The 17,709-nt window shown below is 70.8% G+C and carries 15 protein-coding genes; 5 read left to right on the top strand and 10 right to left on the bottom strand.

The window, feature by feature from the left end:
• Positions 1-11: 11 nt before the first annotated feature.
• A complete protein-coding gene (yidD, locus tag MYMAC_RS06145) occupies positions 12-347 on the bottom strand; it encodes a membrane protein insertion efficiency factor YidD (RefSeq protein ID WP_095957399.1) in 336 nt (111 codons plus the stop codon).
• A gap of 999 nt (positions 348-1,346) precedes the next feature.
• Between yidD and MYMAC_RS06135 the strand changes: the two genes are divergently transcribed.
• The gene (locus MYMAC_RS06135) at positions 1,347-3,869 is read left to right on the top strand and encodes a BamA/TamA family outer membrane protein (protein ID WP_095957397.1); all 2,523 of its coding nucleotides are present in this window, start codon (positions 1,347-1,349) and stop codon (positions 3,867-3,869) included.
• A gap of 26 nt (positions 3,870-3,895) precedes the next feature.
• Positions 3,896-4,483, top strand: a complete 588-nt coding sequence (locus MYMAC_RS06130) for a DUF4390 domain-containing protein (protein WP_239989372.1) — start codon at positions 3,896-3,898, stop codon at positions 4,481-4,483.
• 20 nt (positions 4,484-4,503) lie between these two features.
• Here the strand turns inward: MYMAC_RS06130 and MYMAC_RS06125 are convergent, their stop codons facing one another.
• The 7 genes from MYMAC_RS06125 to speD form a co-directional block, all read right to left on the bottom strand.
• Positions 4,504-6,861, bottom strand: coding sequence for an arylsulfatase (locus tag MYMAC_RS06125; protein WP_095961485.1), 2,358 nt, complete (start codon positions 6,859-6,861; stop codon positions 4,504-4,506).
• A gap of 114 nt (positions 6,862-6,975) precedes the next feature.
• Positions 6,976-8,610 carry an FAD-dependent oxidoreductase gene (locus tag MYMAC_RS06120; protein WP_204817417.1) on the bottom strand — a complete coding sequence of 545 codons (1,635 nt, stop codon included), beginning with the start codon at positions 8,608-8,610 and terminating at the stop codon, positions 6,976-6,978.
• Positions 8,601-10,097, bottom strand: coding sequence for a polyamine aminopropyltransferase (locus MYMAC_RS06115; protein WP_095957394.1), 1,497 nt, complete (start codon positions 10,095-10,097; stop codon positions 8,601-8,603). Before MYMAC_RS06115 ends, MYMAC_RS06120 begins: the two co-directional genes overlap by 10 nt.
• A gap of 20 nt (positions 10,098-10,117) precedes the next feature.
• Entirely contained in the window at positions 10,118-10,345 is a 228-nt protein-coding gene (locus tag MYMAC_RS06110) for a DUF350 domain-containing protein (protein WP_002635242.1), read from the bottom strand.
• Complete coding sequence (locus MYMAC_RS37150) at positions 10,345-10,506, bottom strand: hypothetical protein (RefSeq protein ID WP_013935637.1); 162 nt, start codon at positions 10,504-10,506, stop codon at positions 10,345-10,347. Before MYMAC_RS37150 ends, MYMAC_RS06110 begins: the two co-directional genes overlap by 1 nt.
• 26 nt (positions 10,507-10,532) lie before the next feature.
• Positions 10,533-12,401: a DUF4178 domain-containing protein gene (locus MYMAC_RS06105; protein WP_239989371.1), complete on the bottom strand. Its 1,869-nt coding sequence runs from the start codon at positions 12,399-12,401 to the stop codon at positions 10,533-10,535.
• Positions 12,402-12,430: 29 nt separating this feature from the next.
• On the bottom strand, positions 12,431-12,739 hold the full coding sequence (gene speD, locus MYMAC_RS06100) for an S-adenosylmethionine decarboxylase (RefSeq protein ID WP_043709127.1): 309 nt from the start codon (positions 12,737-12,739) through the stop codon (positions 12,431-12,433).
• Positions 12,740-12,926: 187 nt separating this feature from the next.
• On the opposite strand from speD, the gene MYMAC_RS06095 reads away from it, so the two are divergent.
• Positions 12,927-13,892 carry a lipase family protein gene (locus tag MYMAC_RS06095; RefSeq protein ID WP_239989370.1) on the top strand — a complete coding sequence of 322 codons (966 nt, stop codon included), beginning with the start codon at positions 12,927-12,929 and terminating at the stop codon, positions 13,890-13,892.
• Between the two features lie 3 nt (positions 13,893-13,895).
• Here the strand turns inward: MYMAC_RS06095 and MYMAC_RS06090 are convergent, their stop codons facing one another.
• Positions 13,896-14,993, bottom strand: coding sequence for a trigger factor (locus MYMAC_RS06090; protein ID WP_095957391.1), 1,098 nt, complete (start codon positions 14,991-14,993; stop codon positions 13,896-13,898).
• Positions 14,994-15,081: 88 nt separating this feature from the next.
• Positions 15,082-16,041: a hypothetical protein gene (locus tag MYMAC_RS06085; protein WP_013935642.1), complete on the bottom strand. Its 960-nt coding sequence runs from the start codon at positions 16,039-16,041 to the stop codon at positions 15,082-15,084.
• A 186-nt stretch (positions 16,042-16,227) separates the two neighbouring features.
• Between MYMAC_RS06085 and MYMAC_RS06080 the strand changes: the two genes are divergently transcribed.
• Together MYMAC_RS06080 and MYMAC_RS06075 are read left to right on the top strand one after the other, a co-directional pair.
• Entirely contained in the window at positions 16,228-16,968 is a 741-nt protein-coding gene (locus MYMAC_RS06080; protein WP_095957390.1) for a peptidylprolyl isomerase, read from the top strand.
• Between the two features lie 2 nt (positions 16,969-16,970).
• Positions 16,971-17,705 carry an alpha/beta hydrolase gene (locus tag MYMAC_RS06075; RefSeq protein WP_095957389.1) on the top strand — a complete coding sequence of 245 codons (735 nt, stop codon included), beginning with the start codon at positions 16,971-16,973 and terminating at the stop codon, positions 17,703-17,705.
• The last annotated feature ends 4 nt before the right edge of the window (positions 17,706-17,709 follow it).

Here is a 17,709-nt window from a genome sequence, read left to right as displayed (position 1 = left end):
CGCGCCGCGGGCTACGGCGCGTCCTGCCCGCCCAGGTACAGCACGCCGTTGCAGCGCCGGATGCGGCCCCACGTCCGAAGGGCGCCTCGAAAGAGGCCGTACTTCTGGATGGCCCGCAAACCGTAGCGTGAGCACGTCGGTGTGTAGATGCACTGACGCTTCCAGGCCGCCGGCACGGCTCGCCGATAGACGAGGATGAGCCCGACGGCGAGCCAGGCCAGTGGATTGAGCCACCACGGGAACCGTGACGCCTCCACGGCCAGGGCCTCTCCAGACTGGCGCGCTCGCGGCGGATGGAGCGCCAACGCGGAGTACGAATTCCCCTCCCATGGGGGCACCGAGCTCATTCGGGCCTCTGCCGCTCGAAGACGCAAACGAGCCACGAGCCCGTATTGCTCCCGCACCCCTTGTTCATCGTGACCTGACGGTACTCGCTGGAGTGCAGCTTCCATCCCTTCGCTGCGTAGCTGTTCAGGAACTGGGCGAAGTCTCCGCAACGCTTGGGGCTCCAGCCGCTCTCCGCGCTTCCACAGCCAGCCGCAGGCGGGACAAACGCATCCACATGATATTCGTACATTTGGATTTCTTCCTCCCCCGATGACAAGGATTGCCAGCGCACTCCACACGCGGGGCGAGAAAAGAACAACCCGACACATCTACCTCTCTGGAGTGAGTCTCCCCAAACCCGCCATCCCTTGACGGTGTGCGGATGAAGCGGGCAGGCGGAGGCGACTGATTGAAGGTACCGCCTGCCATGTCCAATCCCCAGTCGCCCGACCCGCGCGAGCGAGGCCAGTGGGCCGGCTGGGAGGCGCTGGCCACCCACACGTGCCGAGCGCCCATCGGCGTCATCGAATCCCAAGGCGACCTGAGGCGAGACACCCTGAGGACCGGGCGCACTCAAGGAGCTCGCTGTTCGGAAATGTCGGGACATTTGCGGCGCCAAAACCCCCGACATTTCCGAACAGCAATCCCCCGGGCTGGCGCCAGGCCCACGAGGAAGGAAATGCGGTAGCCTGCGCGTGGCGTAGGCCCCGAGGTCGGCGCGTCATGGGTGCAGGTGAGCCCATCGAACAGGCCCAGCCCCGTGGGCGCGGACAGCACCCGCGTGACGACTCCGAAGTGGCGAAACGGGGCCTGCTCGCGCCAGCCCTGGACGACCTGGTCCCCATGCCTCCAGGGCGGGTGCCGGACGGCCGGGCGCAATCGCCAGCGTCGATGTCAGTATCACATCACGACTCGACATCCGGATGTGTCCGTGACATCGGCATGGCTGCTCGGCCCTCGTCCTTTCAGGTACTTGCCCGACACCTCCAGGTGGAACGGCACGTGCTCTCCCTGCGTGCATGAACCGTCTCGCGCTCATCCTCTGCTTCCTCGCCACCACCGCGCTGGCTCAGCCCGCGCCGCCGGCGGCGGCGTCCTCTCCCCCACCGGCCCCTCCGGCCAGCGCCGCTCCGGAGGAAACGCGGCCCGCCAACACGCCCTCCGTGAGCACTCCGGTGACGCCGGATGACACTCGCGGCACGCAGACACAGGGCCGCCGCGAAGATGGCTCGGTGACGCCGGATGACGCTCGGAGCGCGCAGCCCCAGGGCCGCCGCGAGGACGACGCAGCGACCGCGGCCCCCACCCGCGCTGAGTCCCACAAGGCGCAGCGCAGCGCGTGCCCCGACGACTTCGAGGACGCGGGGGAAGAGGGTCCGGACGACAGCGGCGTGCTGTCGCCGCTCCAGCTCACCGTGGACGGGCGCCTGCTCACGCCCGGGCGCATCGAACTGCACGGGCTCCGCTGGCTGACGGAGGCGCAGGTGCGGACCTACATCGGCGCGCCTCCCGCGGATTCGCAGGTGCTGCTGAGCGGCAGGGAGGTCCACCAGCTCCTCCGGCGGCTCGCGCGCTCGGGCCTGTTCGCCCGCGTGGAGCCGCGCGTGCGCGTGGCCGAGGCGCCGCAACCCGCGGTCCTCGAAGTCCACCTGGAGGAGAACCCCGTCGTCACCGCCGTGGAGGTGGAAGGGCTCCAGGACCTGCAGTCCTCCGAGATTCTCGACGAGCTGCTGCGGCTCCCCCACCGCTTCCCCACCGAGGATGAGGACGACGAGTCCTTCACCGCCACGCTGCGCGTGGACTCACGGCGCGGCACGCTCTCCATCGTCCGCCCCTGCCCGCCGCGATACCCGCCGCGCGACTGGGTGGCCCGGCTGGAGCGCGACACGCTGCGCCCCGGCATCCTCCTGGGCGGCGTGGCCCACGGCCTGGAGCGCACGCTGAAGCGCCTGCGGGATGACGGCTACATGCTCGCGAGCCTGTCCGCGGTGTGGTCGCCGGACGGCAAGCTGGTGGTGACGGTGGACGAGGGCCGGCTCGAGGCCGTCGAGGTGCGCGGCGTGGACGCGGACATCGCCGCGCGGGTCCAGGACGCGCTGGACCTCAAGCCCGGCACCGTGTTCCTCCGCAGCGACGCGAGGCGCGCCGTGCAGCGGCTGGAGTCCCGTCTCCCTTTCCTGGAGCCCGCGGACGTCGATGACGACGAAGGCACGCGGCCCCCGCGCGCCCGCATCATCGAAACGCGCGAGCCGGACGGCACCCGCGCCTACCACACGCAGGAGCTGCCGCGCGAGAAGCCCCGTCACCGCGAGCGGGTGGAGTTCGAGGTGAACTGGAAGCAGTTCGCTGACTGGTGGGACGACGTGAGCGCCTCCGAGAGCATCACCCTGGAGGGCAAGAAGCTGGTGGTGCACCTGCGCCCGCGGCGGCCGGACTTCGACGTGGACCTGCTCCCCATGCACACGCAGGTGACGGGCTTCTCGCCGGGCCTGGCGGGGCGGCTGCGCCTCTGGGACGCGAAGGACCGCGCGCACGCCACCGTGGACGCCGCGCTCACCATCCCGCTGCGGTGGGGCGGCCAGTCCCTGCCGGATGACCCGGAGGGCACGCGGCGCCAGCGCCGGGTCAACATGCTGGGCGGCGCGAAGCTCCAGGTGCCGAAGGTGGGGCTCGCCGAGCTGGGCGCGCAGGTCTACGACTTCACCGACACGCTGGACCGGTGGCGCATGGGGGACATCGACTCGTCGCTCTACTCGGCCCTCATCAACCGGCCGGACCGCGAATACTTCCGCCGCAAGGGCCTCACGGCCTTCGCCACCTGGCGCTGGGCGGAGGACTTCCTCGCGGGCGTCGAGTACCGCACCGACCGGTACGAGTCGATGCGCAGCTTCACGCCCCCCTTCTCCCTGTTCCGGAACGACTCGGCGCCCTTCACCAACTCGCCCGTCACCGAGGGCCGCTTCGACTCCGTGGTGGTGCGCATGGAGTACGCCAGCAACGTGCCCGCCGCCGCGTCCGTGGGCTCGCTGTTCCGCACGCCGGAGACGTCGCTCTTCGACCGGGAGGGAGACTGGGAGCGCCGCGCCTCGCTGCGAGGCCTGCTCACGCTGGAGGTGGGCACCGGCCCTGGGAGCGAGGGCGCTGACACGCGCTTCTGGAAGCTGGTGAGCGACATCGCGCTGGAGGTCCCCACCGGCTGGGATTCCGGCGTGTCACTGCGTGTGCGCAGCGCGGGCGGCAGCCGCCTGCCGGAACAGAAGCGCGAGGCGCTGGGCGGGTGGACGGCGCTGCGTGGCTATGGCTTCAAGGAGTACCGCGGCGACGTGTCCGTGCTCACCACCGCGGAGTACCGCTGGAGCGCCCTGGGCGTCTTCGCGGACCTGGGCACGGTGCGGACGGATGCCGCCTGGACGGACGCGCGGCTGGGCCTGGGCGCCAGCCTCCTCCTGGGCGACAGCGTGCGCTTCGACGTCGCGTGGCGGACCGATGAACGCGCCACCGCCACGCCCGAGGCGCGGCTGCTCTTCCAGCGGACCTTCTAAAACGCATGGACTGGCCGCTCACACGCGTGGGACGCAGGCTCGGCACGGCGCTCGTCGCCGTGGCGAGCCTGTACGCGTCCACCGTCCATGCAGAGGAGCCGCGCGCCACCTGCACCGCCACCCTGTCCGGACGGCGCGTCATGGTCCGCTCCGAGGCCTTCGACTTCGTCTCCCCCGAACTGGACCGGCTGGTGCGGCTGGGCATGGCGGGGAAGCTGGAGGTGGAGCTGACGCTCTGGCGGCGCAACACCGTCTGGTTCGACGCGAGGGTGGAGACGGCGCGAGTGACGCAGGTGCTCGCGTTCTCCAACGGAGCCTACGTGCTGGATGGGCGCCCGCTGCCCGAAGGCCCGTCCGCGCTGACCCTGGAGCGCGTGGCGTGGTCCCTGGAGGAAAGGCCTGAACCGGACGCGCGCTACCAGGTGCGCATCAACGTCCGGCTGCACGTGGTGACCGCCGCGAGCCTGGGCCGCGTGGCCGCGTGGCTCACCCAGGGCAAGCAGGCGCCTGACGAGGAAGGCGCCACGCTCACGGGCTCCGTGCTGCTGCGCTCGGTGGCCGAGGACCTCGTCCGCGGCGCCGATGCGCGCTGTGACGTCACCTGGCCGCCCTGAGCCGCCCTACGCCCACGCGCCTACTGCCGCGCCATGACCGTGTTCGTCTCCGTCACCGGGTCATGGATGTGCTCGCCAGACACGTCCACCACCACCTCCGTCAGCGTCCCGCCCTTGAACGCGAAGGGCGGCTGGTACTGCTGACTCACCGGCGAGTTCTCGTCACGTCCACACGTCAGCCCCTCCCCCAGGCTGATGATCAGCGGCATGGTCTCCGAGATGTCGCGCTGGGCCACCAGGTCGCCATTGATGAACAGGCGCCCCAGTCCTGGCGAGCCCAGTCCTGCGGGCAGGTCGGGCGCCCCCATGGGCTGGAACTCGAAGCGCAGCTCCACGGGGCCCCGCGGCACGTCCACGGCGGACTCCAGGTGGAACTCCTTCTCGCCCACGAAGTTGTAGACGTAGTGCAGCCTGCGGTCCTTGATGAACAGCGAGTACCCGCCCGTCAAGCCGCCGTGGCACAGCAGCACGCCCTCCACGCCGTCCTCCACCTCCACGCGCGTGGTGATGGCGTGGGCGCGGTTGAGGACGTGCACCGCCACGTTCTCCGGCGCGGGTGAGGTGTTGGGCCAGTAGACGTAGCGCTCCCGCTCCCGGGTGAGCTGCGGGCGCTCCACGGCGAAGAGCTCGCGGGACGGCGTTATCAGGGGGAATACGTCGTAGCGGCCCGCCTCGACGTACCAGCGGGCAATCAGCTCGATGAGCTTGTCGCGCTCCCGCGCGGCCACGTTGCGCGTCTCCGAGCAGTCCTCCGCCACGTGGTACAGCTCCCAGCCCTCCGTATCGAGCTCGCGCAGCTTCGCCTCGGTCAGCTTCAGCGTGCCGAACTGCTCCTTCGACTCCGTGAAGGAGGGCCCCGGGAACGGACACACCGCGCGCCACCCGTCGTGGTACAGCGCCCGGTGGCTGAACATCTCGAAGTACTGCGTGTGGTGCCGGCTCTCCGCGTCCGCGTCATGGAAGGTGTGCTTGAAGCTGACGCCTTCGATGGGCGACTGCGTGACGCCGCGAATCTCCGTGGGCGCCTCGATGCCCAGGCAGTCCAGCACCGTGGGCACCATGTCGATGGCGTGGCAGTACTGTGAGCGGACCTCGCCCCGCGCCTGGAGGCCGCGAGGCCAGTGGACGATGAACGGGTCGGTGGTGCCGCCCCGGTACGTCTCGCGCTTCCACCGCTTGAAGGGCGTGTTGCCCGCCCAGGCCCAGCCCCAGGGGTAGTGGTTGAAGTGGCGGGGGCCGCCCAGGTCGTCCATCGCCTCCAGGTTCTGCTCCAGCGACTCCGGCGTGTTGTTGAAGAACTTCAGCTCGTTGACGGAGCCGTGCAGGCCGCCCTCCGGGCTGGCGCCATTGTCGGAGATGACCATGATGAGCGTGTTCTCCAGCTCGCCGCTGTCCTCCAGTGACTGGATGAGCCGGCCGATGTGGTGGTCCGTGTGCTCCAGGAAGCCCGCGAACACCTCCATCATCCGCGCATAGAGCCGCCGCTCCTCGGGCGACAGGCCGGCCCACGCCTGCACGTCCGGGTCGTGGCGGGACAGTTGGGTGCCCGGAGGCACCACGCCCGTGGCGAGCTGCCGCTGGAAGACCTTCTCGCGGTAGGCGTCCCAGCCGTCGTCGAACTGGCCCTTGTAGCGGTCCGCCCACTCGCGCGGGACATGGTGGGGCGCGTGCATGGCGCCGGTGCAGAAGTAGAGGAAGAAGGGCTTGTCGGGCGCCACCTGCTTCGCGTCAGCGATGAAGCCGATGGCGCGGTCCACCAGGTCCTCCGTCAGGTGGTAGCCCTCCTCTGGAGTCTTCGGCGGCCGGACCTGGTGGTTGTCGTGCACGAGGTCCGGGTAGTACTGGTGCGTGTCGCCGCCGAGGAAGCCGTAGTAGCGCTCGAAGCCGCGCCCCAGCGGCCAGCGCGAGTAGGGTCCGGCGGCGCTCGTCTGCTCCGCGGGCGTGAGGTGCCACTTGCCCACGCAGTACGTGTTGTAGCCGTGCCCCGCCAGCATCTCCGACAGGAAGCCGTTCTCGAAGGGGATGCTGCCGTTGCGGCCAGGGTAGCCCACGGAGATTTCGGTGATGGCCGCCATGCCATTGGAGTGGTGGTTGCGGCCGGTGAGGATGCACGAGCGCGTGGGCGAGCAGAGCGCGGTGGTGTGCATGTTGTTGTAGAGCAGCCCGCCCTTCGCCAGCCGGTCCAGGTTCGGCGTGCGGATGGGCGAGCCATAACAGCCGAGCTGGCCGAAGCCAGTGTCGTCCAGGACGATGAAGAGGACGTTGGGTGCCCCGGGCTTCGCGCGCAGCGGCGCGGGCCAGGCAGGCGAGGACTCCTCATCCGTCCGGCCGATGACGCCGGGGAACGAGGTTCCAGGCGGGTATTCCTTGAGCGACATGATGCGGCCTCCTTGGGGCGCGCGGGCGCGGACGCACCCGGCCTCCTCGAGGAGGGAGATATGCATGCGACCCGACAGCGCCCCCTGTCCTCCAGGCGGGCACCGCCAGGCGGGCTAGAGCCAGCTCGCCTCGCGCCGGCCCAGCTCCGCCAGCACGCGCTCCGCGGCCCGCACGCCGAACCAGTTCGCCTCCTCGAAGAGGCCCATGCCGCCCAAATCGGAGTGCGCGAAGTGCAGCGAGCGCCCCAGGCTCTCCGCCGCGGCCTGCTTCGCCGCACCCCACATGAAGCCCGGCGACGGCCGCACCATGGCGTGGCCCCAGCGCTGGACCTCCAGCCGCCGCGCCTGTTCGGCGATGCCCGGGTGCGCGGGCAGCATGTCCGCCATCACCAGCGCCTCCCAGTCCGCGTAGCTGGCCGACAGCGCCTTCTCCCGCTCCGCCTTCACGTCCGCGCCGTCCATGGGCAGGTACCAGGTGAGCACCGTGGGGCCCTGCTCGTCCTGGCGCAGCGTCTGGTGCGTGGCCACCACGTAGCCCAGGCTGCGGCTCTCATAGAAGACGTTGTCCCAGGCCAGCGGGAAGCCCCGCGAGCGCGGCGGCGAGGACAGCGTCAGGTTCGCCACCACCCACGGCCCATACGTGAAGCTTCCCAGCCAGGCCGGCCGCTCGCGCCGCCACGGCGCCACCACGTGCGCCGCGATGAAGCGCGGGCACGCCAGCACCACCTGCTTCGCCAGGAAGGCCCGGGGCCTGCCCGTGCCCGCCTCCAGCGCGTCCACGCGGCAGCCCCCCTCCACAGGCGCCACGGTGTGCACCAGCACGTTGCGCTCCACCGCGCCGTGCGGCAGCGCGGACACCAACTGCCGCACCAGCCGGCCGTTGCCTTCGGGCCAGCTCAGGTAGCCCTCGCTGCGCTCCCCGTTCCCGTCCTGCCGCGCGGTGAAGTACCAGATGCCGGCCCAGGCGGAGACGTGCTCGGCGGTGGTGCCGAAGTCGTCGCGGCACGCGTAGTCCACCACCCACTTCAGCCGCGGCGAACGAAAGCCCTCGCGCGCAAGCCACGCCGCCATGCTCAGCGCGTCCAGCGCCGTCCACTCCGCGTCGTCGCTGGACAGGCCGGAGGGCACCGCGAAGGCCCTGCGCCCCTTCGCGTCCCGCGCGGCGGCGAAGCCGTTCATCCGCGCCTCGAAGCGCCGCAGCTCCTGCAGGTCCTCCGCGCTGGCGCCCGCGTGCAGGTAGAGCCCTTCGTACCAGTGGCCCCGGTAGAAGAAGCGCTCCTCCGGCTCGTGGATGAGCAGCGACTCCTCATAGTGTGGCCGGCCCGCGTCATCCACGCCGGCCACGGCGCCCAGCTCCCGCAGCAGCCGGACGACAGGGCCCCGGTCCTCCAGCGGCGCCGGCAGGTAGTGCGCGCCCCACGGGTACGCGGTGACGGCGTTGCGCCCGGAGCGGGACGTGCCGCCGGGCTCCGCCTCCAGCTCCAGCACGCGCACGCCTCGCACGCCCGCGCCCGCCAGCCGCCAGGCCGCGGACAGGCCCGCCACGCCCGCGCCCACCACCAGCACCTCCACGGGCTCCACGAGGTCCGCGCGAGGCAGCGGCCCGCCGCGAAGCTGGTGCCCCACCTCCACCGCCTTGTCCACCACCGCGCCCGGCACCCGCGCTCGCGGACGCGCCTTGCGGCACGCGCTGGCGGCCACCGCGGAACCCAGGAACGCGGCGACCAGCTCCCGCCGCGTCAGTTCCACCGCTGCCACTCCGCTTCGTAGTAGTGCACCAGCACCTGGTTGTTCAGCCGGTTCACCTCCGTGGGCAGGGGGCCCATGTCCGGGGGAAACTGGGTGAGCGACGCCATCGTCGCGTCGTCCAGGAAGAGCAGCCCTTCGGGCAGCGGCCGCTGCCGGCCGGGCGCCTCGTGCGCAATCAGCACGTAGCCCCACTCGCCGAACGAAGGCACCAGCGCGTGGTACGGCTCCGTCCAGAAGCCCGCGGCCCGCAGCGTCGTCTCCACGCACCAGAAGGAGCGCCGGGCGAACAGCGGGCTGGTGCTCTGCACCACCGCCACGCCCTCTGGCGCGATGCGCTTCTTCAGCAGCTTGTAGAAGCCCGTGGTGTACAGCTTGCCCAGCGCGAAGTTGTTCGGGTCCGGGAAGTCCACCACCACCACGTCGTATCGCGCGGTGCTCTCGGAGAGGAACTGCATCGCGTCCCCGTTGACCACCCGCACCCGCGGGTCCGTCAGGGCGTGGCGGTTCAGCTTCACCAGCTCCTCGAAGTTCGTCGCCAGCCCGGTAATCGCCGGGTCCAGGTCCACCAGGGTGACGGAGCGGACCTCCGGGTAGCGCAGCACCTCGCGCGCGGCCAGGCCGTCCCCGCCGCCCAGGATGAGCACGTTCTCCACCTTGCCCGCCCGCACCATGGCCGGGTGCACCAGGGACTCGTGGTAGCGGTACTCATCCAGGCTGGCGAACTGGAGGTTGCCGTTGAGGAACAGCGAGAAGCCCCGCTTGCCGCGCGTGAGGATGATGCGCTGGTAGGGCGAGCTGGACGCGTGGACCACGTCATCCGCGTAGAGCTGGTCCTCGTAGAAGGTGGTGAGCCGGTCCCCCATGACGAAGCCCACCAGCAGCAGCACCGTCAACCCCACCGCCTTGACGCGCAGGCGCAGCGGGTTGCCGAGCAGCGGCGCCAGCAGCCAGGTGCTCCACAGCGCCACCCCGGCGTTGAGCACGCCGAACAGCAGGGACGTGCGCACCAGGCCCAGCTTGGGCACCAGCAGCAGCGGGAAGGCCAGGCTGGCCGCGAGCGCGCCCACGTAGTCCAGCGACAGCACCTGGCTGACCAGGTCCTTGAACTTGAGCTGGTCCTTCAGGATGCGCAGCAGGAGGGGAATCTCCATGCCCACCAGCGCGCCAATGGCAATCACGCTGCCGTACAGCGCCACCTGGAACAGGCTGGTCAGCGTGAAGGTGAGGAACAGCATCGGCGCGCAGATGCCGCCCAGCAGCGCCACCGCCAGCTCCACCTCCACGAAGCGCTGCGCCACCCCGCGCTCGATGTAGCGCGACAGGTAGCTGCCAATGCCCATGGCGAACAGGTAGCCGCCAATGACGGTGGAGAACTGGGTGATGGAGTCCCCGAGCAGGTAGCTCGCGAGCGCCCCGACGACGAGCTCATAGATGAGCCCGCACGTCGCGATGACGATGACGGAGATGTACAGCAGCGTCTTGTTCACGGCGTCACTTCACTTCGGAGTCATCCGCTGATGGCCGCGGCCACGATGATGGCCAGACCGATGATGAAGGAGCCGATGACGATGCCCACCGCCGTGTTCTGGTCGGCCTCCAGCTCCTTGTGCACGTCGAACGGCATGATGAGGCGGATGACGTAGAAGCCCGCCACGAACACCGCCAGACCGATGAGCGAGTAGATGATGCTCGCCAGCACACCCTGAACGCTGACCACCACGCCAAGTAACAACATCACTTCCCTCCCATGTAGCCGCCAGTCCACAGCAGGACGCCGCCCGGCCCACGCCGGACGTTGCCCGGTACCTTGTCCCGCGCTTCCTTCGTGAAGGGGGACCAGCCTGAAATCGTCAGTGCCGCGTAGCCCAGCAGCACCAGCCCACCAAACCACTTCATGACGCGCCTCCGTCACGCATGACGACTCACTCCCCCACGTTGCTGTCCGCCCAGCGCCGCGTCTCGAAGCTGTGCGAGCGGTACATGGCCACCACGGGCCCCAGCGCCAGCAGCACCAGCGCGAAGCAGAACCAGCCCGAGTCGGGCGCGTCGTGGGTGAGCTTCACGTTGTACGTCATGGGCATCTTCCGGTTCGGCTTCACGTCGAAGGCCGCCGTCGTCCGCAGCACGTACCTGCCCGCGGGCAACGGCGACAGGTAGGCGCTGCCGGAGGTGCTGCCCTCGCTCCAGTTCCCGTCGATGTCACGGCCGCGGAAGTAGCTCAGCTCCTCGTAGAAGCTCACCACGTCGCTCGTGTCCTGGTTCACCAGGTCGCCCTGGATGCCCAGCCAGTCGTTGTCGAGCGCGGCCTGGACCTCCACCTTCATGTTGCCGCGCTCGGGCAGCTCGAAGGGCTCGCTGAAGTGCATGGCCGCGGGCGTACCCGGCGCGGTCCCCGGCGGCACCACCACGGGCTGCTCCAGGACCACCTGATTCCTGGCGGTCGCGGACAGCACGCCGGCCAGCACGAACAACGCCAGAACCCAGATGCCCGTCCAGATGAAGGCGGAGCGCAGGCCGGCCTTGTTCGGGTTGGGCTGGCTGGGGGCGATGCCCTCGCGCGGAGGCATCGGCTCCTTCAAGCCGAAGGCCTCCTTCACCACGTCGGGCTCCAGGTACTCCCCCAGCGTGTACGACACCTCGTCGTCGGTGGCGTCCACGTTCACCGAGTACGGCGGGGCGACGTACTCCGTCGCGTGGGCCCACTCGCCCGCGTGCACCTTCCAGTAGAACTCCCCCAGGACCTTTTCCGTGACGGCGGTGACCTGCTGGTAGCACTTGTAGCGGCGGTGCTCGTGGAAGGCGGCGACGCCAGGCGCCACCGACACCTCACCGGCGGGCACCGGCTTCAGGAACACCCAGTGCCCGTTGGAGTCCATCAGCCAGGTGAAGCCGCGTGACGCGTTGTAGAGGAGGTACTCCTCCCACGGGTAGCGCACGCCATACACGGTGCAGGAGCGCTCCAGGTAGCCGATGCAGATCCACTCCGCGCCATCCAGCTTGCCCTTGGTGCCCAGGGGGATGGTGGGCGGGCGCTCCGGCTTCTCCAGCAGGCGCAGGAAGGACAGGCCTCCCTTCTCCACGCTCAGCAGCGCGCCGCAGTAGGGGCACGCCACGCGCAGCGACTTGTCCGGCGCGCGCAGCTCCAGGTTGCCGTTGCACTGCGTGCAGCGCGCCTGCTGCAGCGCCACCTTGCGCACGCGAGGGCGGAGCTGCCCGGCGGGGATGCCGAGCTGCTCCAGCTTCAGCGCCTCGCCGATGAAGGCCTCGGGGGAGTGCCCGCGCGTGCCGAAGTCGAGCGTGAGGAAGGCGCCCTTGGGGCCCGTGGCGTCCACGTACCAGGCGTCTTGCGTGGGGTCCACGTCGCTGGGGAGCTGGCCCTCGGCGGCCACCACGCGGCCGTGCCCCCGCTCCTCGATGATCCACGCGCGCTCGCGCAGGTGCAGCCGCTCACCGGGGTGCAGGTCCTCCAGCGCCACGCCCTCTTCCACGCCCATGTCGAACATCAGGTGGAAGACGCCCTCGGACTCGCTGAGCCAGCCGGTGCGGCCGTCCGCGAACTCCACGTACCACTCGTCCCACGGCCCCGCGCCATGGTCCTTCTGCAGGTGACCGACGATGGTGTACGCCACCTTCTGGTAGCGCCCCTCCGCCCTCAGTTGCAGCGGGGAGTCGGTGGGGACGATGCCGCCAATCTTCCCGTGGGACTCGAAGTCCAGCCCCTTGCGAGCCACCACCGTCTGGCAGTAGGCGCACACCACCACCTGCGCCGAACCGGCGGTGAACTCCACCATCGCGCCGCATGATGGACACTTCCCCTGCGTCACGCCGTCACCCCCCGCTTCAGCTCACGCACCACGCACGACGTCGCGCCCAGGTGACGCGCCAGCAGCGCCTCGAAGTCCGGGCGCTGGCGCTCACGGCAGCAGTACACGTTGAGCGCGGCGAACCCGTGCTCCGGAAACGTGTGGATGCCCAGGTGGCTCTCGGCCAGCAGCGTCAGGCCGGTGATGCCGCCAGGCTCCGGGAACACGTGCCACTGCGGCTGGCCCACGACCTTCAGGTCCAGCACGACGATGAGCGCCTCGAAGAGCGCCGCCAGCGCCGCCGCGTCCTTGAGGCTGCCAGGCAAGCAGCCGCTGGCGTCAACCAGCCATTCCTGTCCGGTGGTCAGCTTCGGAATCCTCCCGTCCGCTGACTTCTTATCACGGGCCCAGCAGCGCGTCCGCGCGCAAGTCTCGCCCGCGGCATTTCGAGGCTGTGTTGGCATCCGGCTTTCGCTTCCCGCTACGCTCACTTAAGAGATGACGCCGCCGCAGTTGGAACCTCCCCGTCCGCAGTCCACGGCACCGGCGCCCGGCGCCATCCACCGGCTCACCCGCACCCTGCGTGGCCTGCCGCCCGCCGAGCGCTGGTGGGGTCCCGGCTGCGCGGGCATGGCCGGCTGGTTGAAACACGCGGCCTCGTCCCTCCCCGAAGAGGACCTCACCCCGCGCTTCCGCGCGCTGCTCGCGCGCGTGCGGCAGGGTCTGCCCGTGCTGCCGGAGGAGGCGAAGCGCCACCAGTACGTGCTGGTGCGCGGCATGCTGGGCGACGAGCTGCCCGGCTACCTGCTGGACAACGTGCAGCGGCTGGAGCGCCGGGGCCTGGACGTGCGCGAGGCCGCGGTGGACACCGAGGGGCTGCTCGCGGACAACGTGGCGGTGCTGCGCGAGGTGCTGCGCGACGCGGAGTACTTCGGCCGCACCGTGGTGATGGTGGGCCACAGCAAGGGCGGCGTGGAGTGCACGGCCACGCTGGCGCGCTACCCGGAGCTGCGCCACGTGGTGCGCGCGGTGGTGACGCTGCAGGCGCCGTATGGCGGGTCATCCATCGCGCACGACCTGGCCACCACGCCCCAGCTCCGGCGGCTCATCGACTTCGCCTTCCCGCTGCTGTTCCACGGCGTGTCCCGCTCCGTGGAGGAGCTGTCCTATCCCCAGCGGCGGGCCTTCATCGCGCGGTACCCCTACCCCGCGGACATCCCCACCGTGTCGCTGGCCACCTCGCGCCTGTCGCGCGTCTCCACGCTGTATCCGCTGCAGCGCTACCTGCGCGAGCGCTACGGCTACCTCGCGGACGGCATGGTGACGGCGGTGGACGCGGAGGTGCCCGGCGCGCGCGTGGTGCGGCTGGACGACATGGACCACGCGGAGGCCGCGCTGCGCGGCCTGCCGGGCCTGGTCCGCTATCACCCCGGTGACGTCACCGAGGTGATGGTGGCGCTGGCGCTGGAGACGCGCTGAGCCTCACGCCGCGGGCGGCGTGAGCGTCACCTTCTTCATCACATGGTCGATGGTGGAGAAGCGCAGCGCCATCTCGTACAGGCGGCGGGCCAGCGCGGCGTCCTCCTTCACGGCCACGCCCAGCGCCTCCCGGCTGACGCCCGTGAAGTCCGCCAGGTCCGCCAGCATGGCCTCCGTGGCGGTCCGGTCCGGCTGGATGCCGTCCCGCTCCGCGATGGCGCGCAGGGCCAGGCCCAGCGTCAGCCGGTACACCGCGTCCGCGCGGGTGAGCGGGTCGTTCAGCCAGCCCTCCAGCGCCTCCTGCAGCTCGTCCGGCTGGAAGTCCTTGCGCTGGAGGATGGGCCGCTCGGCCTCCGCCCAGCGGCGGCGCAGCTCCTCGTCCACCAGCGACGAGGGCAGCTCCACCGGCGTGCGCTCCACCAGCACGTCCATGACGCGCTCCCGGGTGAGGCGGTCCACCTCGGCGTTGCGCTCCTGGGCCAGCTCATCCCCCAGCCTGCGCATGACGTCGGTGATGGAGCCCGCACCCAGCCGGGCCAGCAGCTCCGGGGCGTCATCCTCCAGCAGCTTCAGCGCCTTCGCCGCCTTCACCTCCAGGAGGAAGCGGGCCTGCTGCCCGCGCAGCGCCTCCACGGGATAGGTGTCCGGCAGCGTCAGCTCGATGCCGAACGACTGGCCCACCTTCGCGCCCACCAGCGCCTCGAAGAAGCCGGGGAGCACCGGGTCCGCCGCCACGCGCGCCCACCAGTTCTCCCGCGCGGAGAAGGGCATCAGCCGGTTGTTGGCGAAGCCGAGCACGTCCAGCAGCACGTCGTCCTCGAGCGCCACCTCTTCGCCCGGCTGACGCTCGCGGACATCGGCGTGCTCGCGGCGGAGCGCGTCGAAGCGCTCGACGAGCTCCTCCTCCGTCAGCGGGGCGGGGGCGAGCTGCGCCACCGACAACCCCTCCAGCGACGGCGCCTCCACCTTCGGAAGCTCCACGGGCTCGGTGCTGTCGAGCTGCAGCGCCGCCGGCATCTTCTTCATGATGCCAAGCGCGTGAAGCTCGGCCAGCGAACGGGCATTCTTGCGACCGCCCTGCGAATCATCGTGGGTCGTCATGGTCCTGCCTCCGTGCCCCCTCGGATAGCACAACGCTCCGGGAGGACCGAAGCCCCCCGGAGCGCTGGAACTGACGACGCGGTGCTTCCTAGAAGAACGAGCCGACGAAGCTGGACACGGTGGAGACCACCGCGCCGGCCTGGCTGACCACCGGGATGTTGGTGGCCGCGGCGATGGAGCCCAGCGCCGTGATGCCGGAGGTGATCTTCTTGCCCGTGGAGGCGTTCGGGTCGCGGATGGTGCTCACGGCGGCGGCCGTGTCCGCCACGGCGATGGCGACGTTGAGGCCCGGCGCGAAGCGGCCCGCGGCGCGAGCCACCGCCGTCCCGCCGTTGCGCAGCGCCCCCCGGGCGGCGTTGCCCGCGAGGCGAGCGGCGCGCTCGGCGCCCTCCTCCGCGACCGCGGCGGCGGCGCCACGGACCACGTTGCGGGAGCCACCCGCCAGGGCGGCGTCGGTCGCGGCGCCCACCACCCGGTTGGCGCCCGCGCCCGTGCGCAGCGCCTCGGGAGCCGCGGCCTGGAAGGCCGTGCGGGCCGCGTTGGTGGCCGCGCGGAAGTTGCTGACGTTGCCCGCGACCTCCAGGCCACCCTTCACCACGTTCAGACCGGTGGAGGCGAGGCTCGCGACGGAGCCGGCCGCCTTGTTGATGCTCTCACCGGAGGGGTTGCGGAAGGCGTCGCGCACATCACGCGCCGCCAGGTAGCCCGCGCCCGGAAGCTGCGACACGCTGGCGGCCAGGCCCACGGCGCCGGCGCCGCGCGACAGGCGGGTGTTGGTGCCCTCCACGATGGAGCCGTTGCCACCCGGCAGCGCCGTGTTGCCGAAGCGGCGGGGGCCGGTGCCCTCACGCACCTGGGTGCCGGCGACGCTGTCGGACGCGATCTTCGCGCCGTTGGCGAACTGGCCGACCACGTTGTGCGCGGCCTCGAAGCGGTCCTCCTGCTTCGCCGGGGCCGGGGGAGGCGGCGGCGGGGGCGGCGTCGGGCGCGCCGTCACAGGAGGCGGCGGGACGGGACGGGGCTCGTTACGGCGAATGGGAGGCGCCATGGGGTGTGCTCCAGGAATTCTAGAGTGGCTACTCGAAGCTCTAGCTGGATCATCCGCGATCCTGACGAATTGTTGCGTCCAGACTCGCGGGCCGTGTCGATTTCCACTGTCAGTAGAGGACAGAGCGGCGCGGTCCCCTCCGTAAGCCCCTGGAATCCATTGGAAATGGGCTAAGGTCCGCGCCCCATGCGGACCCAAATCCTGACGACTGTACTCCTCTGCCTCACACTGACCGCCTGCAAGGACTCCGACAAGAAGGAGTCCATGGGAGGAACGCCCCCGCCCGCGGCGCAGGCCCCGGCGAAGCCCGCCACGCCGCCCGCGCAGCCCCAGGCGGCGCCCCCGGCAGAGGCCGCCTCCGGCGAGTGGACCCAGAAGGTCCAGGCCGGCCAGGACCTCTACGCCACGCTGGAGACGAACCAGGGCGCCGTCACCGTGCGGCTCTTCTCCAAGGACGCCCCCAAGACGGTGGCCAACTTCGTGGGCCTGGCCACGGGCGAGAAGGCCTGGACGGACCCGAAGACGGGCCAGCGCGTGGAGGGCAAGCCGCTGTACGACGGCGTCATCTTCCACCGGGTGATTCCGGGCTTCATGATTCAGGGCGGTGACCCCACGGGCACCGGCCGCGGCGACCCGGGCTACCGCTTCGAGGACGAGTTCCAGAGCGGCCGGACCTTCAACAAGCCGGGCCTGCTGGCCATGGCCAACGCCGGCCCCGGCACCAACGGCAGCCAGTTCTTCATCACCACGTCCACGCCGAACTACCTCAACAACCGCCACACCATCTTCGGTGAGGTGGTGTCGGGCTATGACGTGGTGGAGAAGATCTCCAACGTGCCGCGGGACGGGCGTGACAGGCCGCAGGAGCCGGTGGTCATCCAGAAGATTGTCATGAGCGACCAGGCCCCCGCCGGCGCCGGGAAGTGACGATGGAACGCGCCCTGCGCCACGTCGCCACCCGGCTGGGGGAGCTGGACTGCCACATCATCGACGCGCTCCCCGAGGGCGCGTCGCCCGAGCTGGCCGTGGTGCTCTCCCACGGCCTGGGCGCGCCCGCCACCGACCTGGTGCCGGTGGGGCCGGAGCTGATGGCCTTCCAGCCGGCCCTGGCCGACCGCGTGCGCTTCATCTTCCCCGGCGCGCCGCTGGAGTGGGGCTATGGCGGGCGCGCGTGGTTCCCCCTGCCTGACGCGGTGATGCGGGGGGAGCAGCGTGACTGGGAGCAGTTCGCGCGCGACGTGCCCCCGGGCATGCCCGCCGCGCGCAGGGCGCTGATGAGCACCGTGGACGCGCTCTGCGCCGCCATGAAGCTGCCCTATGGGCGCGTCGTGCTGGGGGGCTTCAGCCAGGGGGGCATGGTGTCCACGGACGTGGCGCTGCGCCTGGATGAGCCGCCCGCCGGGCTGTGCATCCTGTCCGGCACGCTGACCTCGGAGCCGGAGTGGCGCGCCAAGGCCCAGGCCCGCACGGGGCTGCCGGTGTTCCAGGCCCACGGGCGACAGGACCCGCTGCTGCCGCTGGCCAACGCGGAGCGGCTGCGGGACGTGTTCGTGTCCTCGGGCCTCACCGTGGACTTCCACGCCTACGACATGCCGCACGCGCTCGTCACCGAGGAGCTGGAGGCCCTGGCCGCCTTCCTCGCCGCGCGGCTGGGAGGGCGCTGACGCC

Source organism: Corallococcus macrosporus DSM 14697 (genome assembly GCF_002305895.1).
Lineage (GTDB): Bacteria > Myxococcota > Myxococcia > Myxococcales > Myxococcaceae > Myxococcus > Myxococcus macrosporus.
The sequence above is the reverse complement of the archived record's forward strand: the minus strand, read 5'-3'. Positions and strand labels throughout refer to the sequence as shown.